The following is a 13,375-nucleotide window of genomic DNA, read 5'->3' as shown; positions in this document are numbered from 1 at the left end:
GTCGGGGCGCGGGCTCGGGAGTCGCAAACCCCTTCCGGGGCAGGCGGGTTCAGGCGTCGAGGGTCAGGCGCGGAAGGTCAGGCGCGGGAGGTCAGGCCCGGAAGGTCAGGCGTGGGAGTCCGGGCCTGGCCGGGCGTGCAGGTGGTGGCGCAGCACGGCGAGCAGGTCGTCGAAGGCGGCGCGGGCGTCGGCCTCGGGGAAGCGGTCGCTGTCCCAGGCGAGCCGGACCAGCAGGTCGTCGCCGTGCGAGGCGGAGACCGCGAGCGGGGCTGCGAGCGGCCGTCCGGCCAGGTGGGTCTCCCGGCCGGGCGTGCCGCCGAGCACCAACGGCGGGCGGCGGTGCAGGTCCTCCAGGGTGAGCATGGCGTCCAGGGCTCCCGTCCACGGCGCCCCGGCGGTACGGGCCGCGCGCACCACCTCGTCGAACGGGGTGCCGGCGTGGTCGAGGTCGTCCCACCAGGCGTCGGCGAGGGTGTCCAGGTCGTCCGTGGTGCTCGAACCGGCCGGGTGCACCAGGGTGTTGAGGAAGCAGCCGAGCGCGGCGGGCGAGCCGACCGGTCGGCCGCCCCACGGGTAGCCGAGCGCGAGCGGCCCCCCGTCCGTCCGGTGCAGTCGGTGCGCGGCGGCCCCGACGGCGTCCAGCAGGGCCGGGAAGACGGCGCTGCGGGCGGCGCCCTCGGCGGCCGGCAGCCGCTCGGTGAGCATCCCGGTGGACGTGGCCGCGCCGCCGCCCGCCCCGGTCAGCGCGCCGAGCCGGCGGCCCCAGTGGGCCTGCGCGGCGGGCCCGCCGGCGGCGTCCTCGGCGGCCAGCTGGAGTTCGACGGCCTGCCGGTAGTCGGCCAGGGCCTGCGGTGCGGGCCCGGCCGCCGGTGCCTCGCCCCGCTCGTGTGCCTCGTCCTTCTCGTACGCTTCGCTCAGCTCGGCGGTGAGTACTCCGAGCGACTGCTCGTCGCAGGCCGCGTGGTCCAGCGCGAGGGCGAGCAACTCCTTGTCGCCCTCCGGCTCCTGGGCGACCAGCAGGCGCAGGGCGGGCCCGTCGGCGGGCCAGTCCAGCAGGGCTTCGCGCAGCGCCTCGCGGGCCGTTCGGCCGGGGGCGACGGCGATCCGGGCGGCCTCGGCCGAGGGGCCGCCGACCCGCAGGACGGGCGTGCCGCGCACGGTCGCGAAGGCGCCGCACAGGGCCGGGTGCCGGGCGGCGACCGCGGCGGCGGCGCGGGCCAACCGGTCCTGGTCGAGGGTGCCGCGCGGGTAGGCGAAGAACAGCGGGACGACGTCGGAGCGGCTGTGCGGCGCGAGTCGGCGGCTGATCAGGAACCGCCGCTGGGCTCCGGTGAGCGGGAGCAGCTCCGCCGGGGAGTCGGCGGCGGCGGAGCGGTACCGGGCGAGGTAGGCGGAGGTGATGCTGGCGTGCACGGGAACGGTCTCCGGTTTCCGGTCGCGGCTCGGCAGGTCTGGGGTCGGTCAGGGGGTGCTGGTGCTCGCGGCGGGCTCCTCGGCGGTGGTGGGCCGCTCGGCGGTGGTCGCTCTCCCTGCGGTGTGCTCGGCGGTGGCGGCCTCCTCCGCGTCCGGCGTGCCGCCGCCCGGTGTGTCCCCGCCCGGCAGGTCGCGCATCCGCCGCAGTGGCGACAGCAGCAGCGGCACCGGCACGAGCAGGAAGCCGATCGCGCAGAGCCAGAGCGCGGCGCGCGGCCCGGCCGCGTCGGCGACGATCCCGCCGCCCAGCGCGCCGATCGGCAACGTGCCCCACACCAGGAAGCGCATGGTGGCGTTCATCCGGCCGAGCAGCTCGGGCGGGCAGACGCTCTGCCGGAAGCTGACCTGGGCGACGTTGTAGGCGACCGCGCCGAACAGCACCACCCCGGAGGCGAGGCCGAACAGCACCACGCCCGCGCCGCCGCCGGACAGCGGCCACAGCACCGCGAACGGCGCCGTCACCACCGTGGACAGCCAGATCAGCCGGGCCTGTCCGACCCGCCGCGCCAGGTAGCCGGCACACAGCGCGCCCGCCAGCCCGCCGACGGCGGAGGTCGACAGCAGCACGCCGATGGCGCCCGGCGCCAGGTCGAGCACCCGTACCCAGAAGACCGTCTGTACGGCCATCAGGACGGCCGCGAACAGGTTGGACACGGCGGTGGCGGTGGCGATCGCCCGCAGCAGCGGGTGTCCGAGCACGAAGCGGACGCCCTCCCCGACCTCGGCGCGCAGCGAGCGCCCGGGCGTCGGCTCCGGCGGCGGCTCCTCGACCCGGATCCGGGCGAGCAGCAGCGCGGAGGCCAGGTAGCCGCAGGCGTCGGCCACGATGGCGAGCGGCGCCCCGAGCAGCTGGACCAGCCCCCCGCCGAGGCCCGGCCCGGCGATCTGCGCCGAGGAGCGGACCGTCTCCAGCGCCCCGTTCCCGCCGACCAGTTGCTCGCGCGGCAGGACGGCGGGCAGGAAGGACTGGTGGGCGACGTCGAAGAACACCGTGGCCACCCCGGTGACCAGGGCCACCAGGTAGAGCTGCGGCATGGTCAGCACCCCGAGCGCCGCCGCCGGCGGGATCGACCCCACCGCCAGACAGCGCACGAGGTCGGCGCGGATCAGCACCGGCAGCTTGCGCATCCGGTCCAGCCAGGCGCCGGCCGGCAGGCCGACCAACAGGAAGGCGGCGGTCTCGGCGGCGGTCAGCAGACCGACCTCGAGCGGGGTGGCGTCGAGCACGATCACCGCCACCAATGGCAGCGCGACCAGGGTGACCTGACTGCCCGTCTGGGCCGCCGCGGCTCCGGTCAACAGGAGCCGGAAATCGCGGTGGTCGAGCAGACGGGCCTGGCGAGGGCGAGGCTTCTCGTTCATTGGTTCGACTCTCGGCCACCCCTTCGACACGGGGCAAGCGCCAGGTCCGTTTCCGGACGAACCACAGCGCGGCCCGATCCCGCCACTCCCCCGACCGCCTCTTGCGCGCCTCCTACGCCCCCTTATGGACCGGCCTCGACGTCCGGACCGCCCCTCTGCCAAGGCGGCACAGGCCGAAGGACGCCCGGGGCGCCGCCGGGGCCATCCGTCCATTTCATCGTCCGCTATGCGGACACCGTCTTTCCGGCCACCGGACGGCACCGCTCAACTTGGCCGAATTCCATGGAGTGCTGCCGTACCGACACCTCATCGTGATACCGGCGTGACCGTCGGCAACCGTCGAACTGGTCCAGGAGACCGCCGTACGGGCGTCACCGCCGCTCCTCGCACCTCGTACCTCGTATCGACACTCGGCCGGGCGCCGTAGCACCGGCCCGCCACCCGGCATCCGGCACCCGCACGCCCACCATCCGCACGCCTGTCATCCGCCCGCCCGGCGGGTGATCGCCAGCACCGCCATGTCGTCGTCCCGCGGCCCGCCGGTCCACCGCGCGACGTCCGCCACCAGAGCGTCCAGCACCTCGGCCGGCCCGGCGAACGGACCCAGCGGAGCCAGCCCGAGCACCGGGTCGTAGAACTCCCCCGCCGCGTCCCGGGCCTCGGTCACCCCGTCGGTCACCAGCAGCAGCGTGCACCCGGGCGGGAACGGCCGGCTCTCCGGCGCGGGCCGCGCGACCCCCAGCCCGCCCATCCCCAGCGGCAGCCCCGGGTCGGCCGCGTCCAGCCGCCGCACCGCCGGCTCACCGCCTCGCGGGTACGGGCCGGGGCTCTGCGTGTGCGCGTCGGCGCCCAGCAGATAGGGGCCGGGGTGCCCGCAGTCGAGCGTGCGCACCGTCCCCTCCCCCGGCGGGAACTCGACCAGCAGCGCCGTGATGAACCCCTCCAGCCGCAGTTCCTCGCTCAGCAGGTCGGCCTCCCGGAGCAGCGAGTCCTCCAGCGCGTCCGCGAGCGCGGCCAGTTCCGGCACCCGGTGCGAGTCCTCCCGGAAGGCCCCGAGCAGCACCGAGACCGCCCCCACCGCGTGCAGCCCCTTGCCCCGCACGTCCGCGATCAGCGCGCGCACACCGTACGGGGTGATCTGCAGCGCATAGGCGTCCCCGCCGATCAGCGCCTCGTCCTGGGCCGCGTGGTAACTGGCCGCGACCGACAGCTCCCCCACCCGTGCCGGCGGCTCCGGCAGCACCGCCCGCTGCGCCGCCTCCGCCACCGACCGCATCCGCTCCAGCCGCCGCCCGTGCCGGGCCACCACGCGGTTCACCCCGACCCCGAGCAGCGCGGCGAAGGCCGTGTTCGCCAGCTCCAGGTACCCGTCCCCCGTCCCGATCGACGCGTCCTGGGTGGACAGCACCAGGATCCCGAGCACATTGGCGATCCCGACCGCGACGGTGTCCCGCAGCCGCAGCAGCGAGCCCGCCAGCACGGCGGCCGCCGCCAGCAGCGGATCGCCCCAGTAGTCGGTCGGGTCCAGCGAGTTCCACACCAGCCCGCCGACGATCAGCAACCACGGCGCGACCCGCACGTACGGCGGCCACTGCACGGACCTCGGAGGCATCGGCGACCTGGCTTCCGTCTCACCACCATCCGGAAGGACTTCTTCCGATCGTAGTCACGGGCCCCCCGAACTCGCATGACGGCCGCCCGGCCCCGGTGGAGTACCTCCGCCCCGGGCCTCGCCCTGCCCGCCCCACCCGAACCGCCCCGCGCCCGACCCCGAGAGCAGTCCTTCCGGCACCCGGCGCCCGTACGCCACCGCCAGCAGGTGCTCCGCCCGTCCCGCCACGGTGAGCGGACCGCGCCCGTACGACCAGTCGAGGTCCGTCGCCACCAGGCGGACGCCGTCCACCCGCGCCCCGAAGAATCGCAGCGTCCACGGGGAGACACCGGCCAGCAGGGCCGTGGTGCGCGCCACCGGCAGGCGGGCGGGCAGACCGAGCGCCAGGGTGATGTCGAGGCCGTGGACGGCGTCGTGCGCGAGCGCCGCGATCCGGCCGCCGACCGGTGGGCGCCACGGGTGGCCGGCGTGGTCGGCCATCGCGGCGGCGAGTTCGCGCTCGGTCATCGCAGCGGCGTCGCGGCGGGCGATCCGGTCGGCCATGCGGTGGACGTTTCCGCCGGAGCGGGCGAGTTCCACGGCCGTACGCGCCGTCGAGTGCCGGAAGCCGGTGCTCATGTGCGCGGCGACCTCGCGGACCCGCCACCCCCCGCACAGCGAGGGCGCGTTCCACTGCTCCGGGGTGAGGGCGGCGAACACCTCGGCGAGTTCGCGGCGTTCGGCCGCGATCTGCTCGCGGATCCAGTCGAGCTGCCCGGCGCCCTGGTCCTTCGACACGGTTTCCATGCGTCCAGCCTGCGGCCGGAACCGTTCACCCGTCCAAGAGCAGGGAGTTCTGCCGCCTATGATCAGCAGTTATGGAACTGCGGCAGCTCCGGTACTTCGTCACCGTCGCCCAGCACGGAAGCTTCACCCGCGCCGCGCAGCTGCTGCACCTGACCCAGCCCGGGGTCAGTTCCCAGATCCGGCAGTTGGAGCGCGAACTCGGGCACCGGCTGCTCGACCGCTCGGGTCGCACCGTGCGCCTCACGCCGGTCGGCGAGGCCGTACTGCCGCACGCGCGGGCGGCACTCGCCTCCGCCGCGGCGGCCCGGCGGACGGCGCAGGAGTTCGGCGGCCAACGGCGCGGCCACGTCCGGTTGGGCATGGTCGCCGGAGCGGCGTTCACCCCGCCGTCCGAGCTGGGCACGTTCCCCGGGCTCGCCACCACGCTCGCCGCGTTCCGCCAGGAGCACCCCTGCATCGACTTCTCGCTGGCCGAGGACACCACCGCGGGCATGCTCGCCGCGCTGCGCGACGGGCGGCTGGACCTCGCCGTGATCGGCCTGCCCGCCGCCGCGAGCGGACGCGAGGACGACGACGGCTGGACGACACTGGCCGGACTCGACCTGCACACCGTGCTGGAGGTCCCGCTGGTCGCGGCCTGCCCCGAGCACCACCCGCTCGCCACCGCCCTGGGCAGCGCCTCCCCGCTCGGTGGCGCCCCGCAGGGAACCGCCCGGGACGAACCCATCTGCGAAAGCATCCGCGATGCCACCGCTCGGAACCGCACCAGCCGGGACGACGCGCTCCCGGTCGCCGCGCTGGCCGGGCACGCCCTGGTGAGCACCCCGCGCGGCACCGGCATGCGCACCGCGCTGGAGCGCGCCCTGGCCGAGGCCGGGGCGCGCCCGACCGTCGGCGTCGAGGCCGCCGCGCCACCACAGTTGGCCGAACTCGCCGCGCACGGGCTGGGCGTGGCCATCCTGCCGAACCCGGGCCCGGCACCCGGACTGCGGGTCCGCCCACTGGCCGATCCCGTCCCGCTGGTACGGATCGCGCTGGCCTGGCCGAGCGGACGGCCGACCGAGCCGCCGACCGCCGCCCTGCTGTCCCACCTGCGGACGGCCTACCCGGGCCCGACGGTTCCTCAGCCCCGCGGCGACGCCGGTGCCACCGACGCGTCCGACGCCGCGGGCGTGCCCGACGCCGCCGGTCCGTCCGGCGCCGCCCGTGCCCGTGTGTCCCGCGCCGCCGATGCTGCGGCTGCCGCCGCGCCGTCGCCGATGTGCAGGAGCGCGGCCGCGCCGTCGAGCACCTCCCGATCGAGCGGGAAGTAGCCTTGCCGCGGTGTGGTGTCGGTGCGGGTCCGGCCCGCGGGCAGCACCGCCTCCGTCAACTGCCAGAGCACATCCGGCCGTTGCAGGAACGCCTCGTACGTGTCCGGCGCCGGCTCGCCCAGCAGGATCGCTTCGCTGCGCCCCAGGCTCCCGGCGACGAAGGCGTACCGCTCGCCCAGCAGCGCGCCGACGATGCGACCCGCGCTGTTCCATCCGCAGTCCAGCTCCCCCAGTGCCCAGGCGCTGGGGTTCCGCTGCAGGTGCTGGTTGTGCGAGAAGACCAGGGTCGGGCCGCGCTGCGCCTCGAGGTCGCGGATGTCGAGGAGGTTCTGCGCCATGAGCGCGTCCCGCACCCCGAGCAGACCGCTCAACCGGTCGCTCGGGGTCAGGCCCCGGACCGCCGACTGCGCGTGGTAGCGCAGCAGTCCGATGCCCGCGGTCAGCCGCGTCCTGGCCCTGAGCCATTCGGCCCGGGAGGTCGCGCCGATCAACTCCGGCGCCCGCGCGTGGAGTCGGAGCAGCAGGTCGTCGGCAAGGCAGCGCAGCCGCCCGGCCTCGGCGGTGGCACCGGGCGACTGCGCCGGGTCCAGCACCGCCTCGGCTCGGCTCCAGCGCTCGTCCTCCCCGGCCGGACCGGCGATGTCGAGGTCGAGTCGCAGGTAGTCGCGGGCGTGCTCGAGGTAGCGGCGCGGACTGGGGGCGCTGTACGTCTCGGTCGGGGCGTCGAAGCCGTGGAAGGACAGCTGCTCCCCCGGCGGTCGGTTCCGGTTGAACTCGCGCATCCAGGCGATGAGTCGGCGGTTGGCGTCGTGCTCCCCGAAGCCGTGCGAGAAGCCCTCGCTCAGCGCCGCGTCCAACGTGCCCACGCCCTCCCGGACGTAGTCGTCCACGGCGAGCGCGGCCACCCGGTCGGTTTCGAGGGCGATCGACCGGAAGCCCCGGTCGACCAGCCGGGCGAACAGTTCGTTGCGGACCCAGCCGAATGCCGGCTCCTGGTGCGTCGGCTCGCCGAGCCCCAGCAGCTCGCACGACGGGGTGACGAAGTCGTGAATGTCCTGGCTCATGAACCTCAAGCGTATCCTTGAAAGAACGGTTGAGACTTTGCCCCAGCCAGCCCGTCGACTGCAGCGAGAACTGGACGCGAAGCCTCAAACGCGCTCGAACGGAAGACGACCATGCGCCCCTCCGACCTCGCCCGCGAGCACGGCATCTCGACCCAGGCGGTCCGCAACTACGAACGCGACGGCTGCCTCCCGCCCGCCGCCCGCACCCCCACCGGCTACCGGATCTACACCGAGCTGCACGCGGCCGCCCTGCGCGCCTTCCTCGCCCTCGTCCCGGCGTACGGGCACGCGACCGCCGGCCTGGTCATGACCACCCTCCACGCCGACCGCCTCGACGAGGCCCTGACCGCCCTCGACCGCGGCCACGCCCGACTGCTGCGCGACCGGGAGACCCTCGCCGCCGTCCGGGACGCCGTCGGCCACCTCACGGCCGCACCCGCCACACAGTCAACGGCGCAGTCGACGGCGCAGTCGACGGCGCCCGAGCGTCCGATGCCGTCCAGCCCCCTCAGCGTCGGCGACGTCGCGCACCGGCTCGGCGTCACTCCCGCGACCGTGCGTGCCTGGGAGGCCGCCGACATCCTCACCCCGGCCCGCGACCGCGCCACCGGCCACCGCGTCTACGGCCCGGCCGACGTCCGCGACGCCGAACTCGCCCACCTGCTGCGGCGGGGCGGGTACCGGCTGGACCACATCGCCACCGTGGTCCGGCAGATCCGCACGGCGGGCGGCACCGACGAACTGGCCGCGGCCCTCGACGGCTGGCAGCGACACCTCACCGCCAGGGGCCTCGCCATGCTCACTGCCGCCGCCCGTCTCGGCGAGTACCTCGCCCTGGGCTCCACTCCACCAAGCGGCTTGACCTCAAGTGGACTTGAGGGACAAGAGTGATCCGCATGAACACCCAGGCAGCAGACAGCCCAGTCAGCGACACTCTCAGCCCCGACACCGACACCAGCACCGACGCCCGCGCCGCGGACGTCGAGGCCATCGAGCGGATCGTCGCCACCGTCGAACGCACCCAGCGTGCCAAGGACGCCGAGGGCTTCCTCGCACTGTTCCACCCCGAGGCCCTCTGGACCACCGCCCACGGCAAGGTCCTCCTCGGCCTCGACGCGATCGCCGCGTTCACCCGCGCCGTCCTGCCCGCCGCGAACTGGAGCGGCGACGTCACCTACGAGGTGGCGCACATCCGCTTCCTTCGCCCCGACGTGGCGGCCGTCAAGGTGCGACAGGTCTACCAGCCGGCGGCGGGCGGGGCGGACGGCCGGGCGGACGGTGGCTCCGAAGGCTCCCCGCTCTACGTCATGACCAAGCAGGACGACGGACGGTGGCTGCTGCAGGTCGGCCAGAACACCGAGGTGAAGGCCGCCTAGTTCGGTCAACGGCCGACCACCGCGCCGCCGTTCGCCCTGCCGCTGTTCTCCCCGCCGCCGTTCGTCCTGCCGCCGTTCGTCCTGCCGCCGTTCGCCCTGCCGCGAACCTGCGACTCAGGCCGCCCGGGTCAGCCGACCCGGCTGAGGCGGGCGGGGCGGGCGGCGGCTCCGTCGGCGGGCGCGGCCGGCTGGTCCTGGTCGGGCCGCTCGGGGCCGGCGAGCAGGATGGAGCGCTGGAGGCGGCGCAGCACGGTGGACGGCTCCATGCCCAACTCCCGTACCAGGGTGTTCCGCAGGCGCTGGTAGGCCTCGAGGGCCTCGCCGCGGCGCCCGGAACGGTGCAGGGCGATCATGTACTGGCCGTGCAGGCTCTCGTGAGTGCGGTAGCGGTCGACCAGGACGGTGAGTTCGGCGAGCAGGACGCGGTGGCGGCCCAACCGCAGGTCCGCCTCGATCCGCTGGTCCAACGCACAGAGCCTGGTCTCCTCCAACCGCTTGGCCTCGACGGCGAGTTGACCGCCGACCGGGACGTCGGCGAAGGCCGGTCCGCGCCACAGCGCGAGCGCCTCGCCCAACTGGCGGGCGGCGAGCGGGAAGTCACCGGCATCCATGGCGCGGTAGCCGTGCCCGGCGAGGCGGTCGAACTCCTGGAGGTCGACGAGGCCGCCTCCGCTGTTCAGCATGTAGCCGCCGGCCGAGGTGACCAGGACGTCCTTGGCGCAGGACGCCCCCGGACCACCGTCGCCCTGGGCTAGCGCGCGGTCGATCAGGTCGCGCAGTTGGAGGACGTAGGTCTGCACGGTGGTCCGCGCACTGCGCGGCGGCCGGCCGCACCACAGTTCGTCGGCGAGGACGCCGGCCGGAACGACCTGGTCGGCCCGTAAGGCGAGCAGGGCGAGTACCTGCCGCGGCTTCGGGGCGGTCGGCACCACCGACACCCCGCACAATTGGACCCCCAAGGACCCCAGCACCCGGATTTCCACGACGTCCACCCCAAATCCAGACGGGTCGGCGACCCCGACGGCCACCGGCCGGGCGGGTGCTCCGCTGCTCGAGGCCCCCGCGAGGTTGCGCGGAGGGATCGGCTGAGCACCCGACACCTATCCAAAAACAGGACGGACGGTTTGTCAATACAAAACCGAACGCGCTGTTTGTTTTTAGGCGGAGCAATCGCCCCTGGGGAGCAGGACAGCGGACCAGCCGGCGTCAGGACCGGCCGCCCGAAATGGGGAGGGCAGACGACACCGGCCGGCGTCGGACCGGCCCGATCGATCGCCCGACTGATCGCCCGACCGACCGACCCATCGGCCGGCCGACCGGCGAGGAAGCGGGGCCGCCGGCGTCAGACCGAGCCGATCCCGCCCACGCCCGCCTCGGCGACCTCAGCCTCGGCGACCTCGTCCTCGCCGGCCCCGCCTTCGCCGGCCTCCGCGGCCCGGGCCGCCTCAAGTTCGGCCACCACCCGACCACCCCGGTCCGCCCCGAGGTCGAGCGTGGCGAGCACCCCGGGCACGGCGATGCTCGGCATCAAGTGCTGGTACAGGACGGCGATCCGGCGTTCCAGGTCGGCCCGGCCGGACATCTTCTGGGACTGGATCTGCACCCCCGTCCAGGCCCCGGTCACCAGCCACGCCGTCTCGGCGGGCACCACCTGCGGCAGCAGCTCGCCGCGCTCGCCGGCCATCATCAGCACGCTCTCGGCCCGCTGGATCCACCCGGGGGCGGCGCCGCCGCTGAAGTCGCCGAACACGTCCTGGCCGAGGGAGAGCCGCGCGCCCGCGCTCAACAGCGGGTCACGGGGCATGAGATGGGCGACGACCATCCCGAGGTCCACGAACTCCTGCAGCTTGCACTGCCGTTCGGGAAGTTCGTCCCGGCCGAACTGCTCCTCCACGACCCCCTGGGCGAGCTCCCGCTTGGACGCGAAGTGGAAGTACACCGCGCCGCGGGTCACTCCCGCGCGGGCGACGACCTCACCGATCGTCGCCCCCTCGTACCCGCACTCGTCGAAGACCGACGCCGCCGCCTCCAGGATCAGCCGACGCGTTCGGACCGCCCGTTCCTGCCGCACCACCGCAACCACCCACCCGAAACGCTCGGCAAATAAAACCAAACACCCCGTATCTTACCCGCGAATCCTGCGGCGATCCCTGCGTCCCAGGTCACATAGGGGCCCGCCTCTTGGCGCTGGAACCCGCGCGGACGGTATGAGTCGACCAAGTGCCCGAGTCTTCGCTGGAGCCCCTAGAACCGGAGCAGCAGCTCCTACTTGTGGCCGTCACCCTCACGGAAACCCCCCTCGTGATAATGAACTCGTCAAGTTTGAGTCATGAAATCACCGCAGGTCAACCGGCCTTCACCAATCCGGCACAGGCTGCGGAAGGGCTCAGACCCCTTTGGGGCGTATCCGAACGCCCCGCTCGGCCGCCGACGAACCTTCGTTCTGGCTCCTTGAAAAGCAAACCGGTAGGTACGTATCTTACGAGCCCTGAGCAGCCCACCCCGCCCGTTACGGCCTTTCGGAGCGCTCCCCATGACTCTGCTTGCCTTCCGCACGCCTGCCGACGCCCTCACCACCGCCGAGGCCACCGGGGCCCTCCCCGGCCCGGGCCCGGCAACCGGCCCGGCATCCCGCCTGACCAGTACCGTCGCCAAGGAGTACGTCCACCGGGCCTGCCACGCCGAGGTGTTCCTCACCGGCAGCGAGCAGCTGGACGAGACCACCTTCGCGGTCTCCGCGCAATGGCCCCGGGCGCACACCTTCTTCAGCACCCCGGACGGTACCCGGCACGACCCGATCCAAGCTGCTGAAACGATCCGCCAAGTCGGGCTCTATCTCGCGCACACCCGGTTCGATGTCCCGCTCGACCACAAGTTCATGATGTGGAACCTCGACTACACCACCCGGCCGCGCCGGCTGCTGATCGGCCCCAAGCCCACCGACCTCACCATCGAGGCGAAGCTCGTCGCCCAGCCGCGCCGCACCCGCAACACCGTCGACTTCACGCTCAGCACGGTCGTCCGGCGCGGTCCGCACCTGGCCGCCACCGGGCACTCCCGCTTCACCACCGTCTCGAACTCGACCTACCAGCGGCTCCGCCGAGGACGCCACGACGTCGACGCGCTGCCGGCGCCCGGCGTGACCGCAGAGCCGCTGCCGCCGGCTCGGGTCGGCCGGCTCCGCCCGTGCGATGTCGTCCTCACCCCGGCCGACGCACCGGGCACCTGGCACCTCACCCCCGACTTCTGGCACCCGATCCTCTTCGACCACGCCAACGACCACATCCCCGGCATGGTGCTGATCGAGGCGGCTCGCCAGGCGACCAATGCGCTGACCAGCCCGGTCGCCGTCACCCCGACCGCCGCCGCCACCACCTTCCACCGGTACGCCGAGCACGACGCGCCCACCACCATCACCGCCCGGCACACCCCCGGCGAGGACCCGGACGCCCTCACCACCACCGTCACCGGCCACCAGCACGGCGAGCCGATCTTCACCACCGTCCTCACCGGTCACCCGGACCACCGCTGACCCGACGCCCACCGCCGTACGGACCGGGCAGCCCGGCACGGCGGCACCACCCGAACGGCCTGCCCGACCTCACGGTCAGGCGGGCCGTCGGCCTCTCCGAGGGGAGCGGACCGCCACCGAGGGACGAATGGTGCGACGGCTGAACGTTGCGAGGGCTGAACGTTGCCAGGACTGAACGTTGCCAGGGCTGAATGCTGCGAAGGCTGAATGCTGCGAGGGCTGAACCTGGCGGGAACGCACCACCCCTCGGTCTGGCACCGGAGCGAACACCTGCGCGAGGATGTCAGCCCTTGAATCCGCTGCCACCGGGAGCACGCAGTGAGTGAAGTCGCTTCGCACCAGTACGAGTTGATCAGACTGACGGACCGTCCCGGCACCGACGAAGCCCCCGGATGCAACGGGCGGACCGGCGGCCGGAACGTCCGGGTACGGGTGCTCGGGCGGCACGCGCCGGGCTCCCTGCTCGGGCACGACTGGCTGGACTGCGAGATCACCGTCACCGCGGACTCGGTGCGCGGACACTTCGTCACCCTGGTGACCGATCGCCATCTGCAGGAATGGGAAAGGGCCTTGGAGCGGCTCGGCCAGGGGTTCGCGGTCCGCTGGCTGGACGAGGAGCACGGCCCGGAGCTGCGGATCGAACCCGGGCGGCCCGGCGGGCTCTGGCTGACCGTCTCGGACACCGAGAACTCGGGCGTCACACTCCGGGTCGTCCTCTCCCCCGCCCCCGACTGGCTGGACGAGCAGCGCGCACTGCTCGAACTCGTCCGGGCCGCCTATCCGCCCGAGGTGGTCGAGGTCTCCCCCGGCGTCCACGCCTGGCGCGGAACGCCGCGCACCGAGAACTGATGGATCGT

Annotated in this window: 11 protein-coding genes and 1 pseudogene; 5 read left to right on the top strand and 7 right to left on the bottom strand. The window is 73.8% G+C overall.

Annotated elements, in window-relative coordinates:
* Window positions 1-105: 105 nt before the first annotated feature.
* The 4 genes from ACZ51D_RS25645 to ACZ51D_RS25630 form a co-directional block, all read right to left on the bottom strand.
* Entirely contained in the window at window positions 106-1,413 is a 1,308-nt protein-coding gene (locus ACZ51D_RS25645) for a non-ribosomal peptide synthetase (protein WP_465663626.1), read from the bottom strand.
* 48 nt (window positions 1,414-1,461) lie between these two features.
* Entirely contained in the window at window positions 1,462-2,835 is a 1,374-nt protein-coding gene (locus ACZ51D_RS25640; protein WP_465663625.1) for an MFS transporter, read from the bottom strand.
* 481 nt (window positions 2,836-3,316) lie between these two features.
* A complete protein-coding gene (locus ACZ51D_RS25635) occupies window positions 3,317-4,447 on the bottom strand; it encodes a PP2C family protein-serine/threonine phosphatase (RefSeq protein WP_465663624.1) in 1,131 nt (376 codons plus the stop codon).
* A gap of 54 nt (window positions 4,448-4,501) precedes the next feature.
* On the bottom strand, window positions 4,502-5,233 hold the full coding sequence (locus ACZ51D_RS25630) for a maleylpyruvate isomerase family mycothiol-dependent enzyme (RefSeq protein WP_465663623.1): 732 nt from the start codon (window positions 5,231-5,233) through the stop codon (window positions 4,502-4,504).
* Between the two features lie 71 nt (window positions 5,234-5,304).
* On the opposite strand from ACZ51D_RS25630, the pseudogene ACZ51D_RS25625 reads away from it, so the two are divergent.
* A pseudogene (locus ACZ51D_RS25625) lies at window positions 5,305-6,324 on the top strand (LysR family transcriptional regulator); the annotation flags it as partial.
* A 32-nt stretch (window positions 6,325-6,356) separates the two neighbouring features.
* Here ACZ51D_RS25625 and ACZ51D_RS25620 read toward each other — a convergent pair.
* Window positions 6,357-7,610 carry an erythromycin esterase family protein gene (locus ACZ51D_RS25620; protein WP_465663622.1) on the bottom strand — a complete coding sequence of 418 codons (1,254 nt, stop codon included), beginning with the start codon at window positions 7,608-7,610 and terminating at the stop codon, window positions 6,357-6,359.
* A 111-nt stretch (window positions 7,611-7,721) separates the two neighbouring features.
* On the opposite strand from ACZ51D_RS25620, the gene ACZ51D_RS25615 reads away from it, so the two are divergent.
* Together ACZ51D_RS25615 and ACZ51D_RS25610 are read left to right on the top strand one after the other, a co-directional pair.
* Window positions 7,722-8,501 carry a TioE family transcriptional regulator gene (locus tag ACZ51D_RS25615; protein ID WP_465663621.1) on the top strand — a complete coding sequence of 260 codons (780 nt, stop codon included), beginning with the start codon at window positions 7,722-7,724 and terminating at the stop codon, window positions 8,499-8,501.
* A gap of 5 nt (window positions 8,502-8,506) precedes the next feature.
* On the top strand, window positions 8,507-8,986 hold the full coding sequence (locus tag ACZ51D_RS25610) for an SgcJ/EcaC family oxidoreductase (RefSeq protein WP_465663620.1): 480 nt from the start codon (window positions 8,507-8,509) through the stop codon (window positions 8,984-8,986).
* 128 nt (window positions 8,987-9,114) lie between these two features.
* Here ACZ51D_RS25610 and ACZ51D_RS25605 read toward each other — a convergent pair whose 3' ends face one another.
* Window positions 9,115-9,969, bottom strand: a complete 855-nt coding sequence (locus ACZ51D_RS25605; RefSeq protein WP_465621946.1) for an AfsR/SARP family transcriptional regulator — start codon at window positions 9,967-9,969, stop codon at window positions 9,115-9,117.
* Window positions 9,970-10,328: 359 nt separating this feature from the next.
* Entirely contained in the window at window positions 10,329-11,060 is a 732-nt protein-coding gene (locus ACZ51D_RS25600; protein WP_465621888.1) for a ScbR family autoregulator-binding transcription factor, read from the bottom strand.
* Between the two features lie 459 nt (window positions 11,061-11,519).
* On the opposite strand from ACZ51D_RS25600, the gene ACZ51D_RS25595 reads away from it, so the two are divergent.
* Together ACZ51D_RS25595 and ACZ51D_RS25590 are read left to right on the top strand one after the other, a co-directional pair.
* The gene (locus ACZ51D_RS25595) at window positions 11,520-12,518 is read left to right on the top strand and encodes a ScbA/BarX family gamma-butyrolactone biosynthesis protein (protein ID WP_465663619.1); all 999 of its coding nucleotides are present in this window, start codon (window positions 11,520-11,522) and stop codon (window positions 12,516-12,518) included.
* 318 nt (window positions 12,519-12,836) lie between these two features.
* Window positions 12,837-13,367: a DUF5959 family protein gene (locus ACZ51D_RS25590; protein WP_465621884.1), complete on the top strand. Its 531-nt coding sequence runs from the start codon at window positions 12,837-12,839 to the stop codon at window positions 13,365-13,367.
* Window positions 13,368-13,375: the final 8 nt, after the last annotated feature.

The organism is Kitasatospora sp. NPDC033851 (assembly GCF_055576085.1).
The sequence above is the reverse complement of the archived record's forward strand: the minus strand, read 5'-3'. Positions and strand labels throughout refer to the sequence as shown.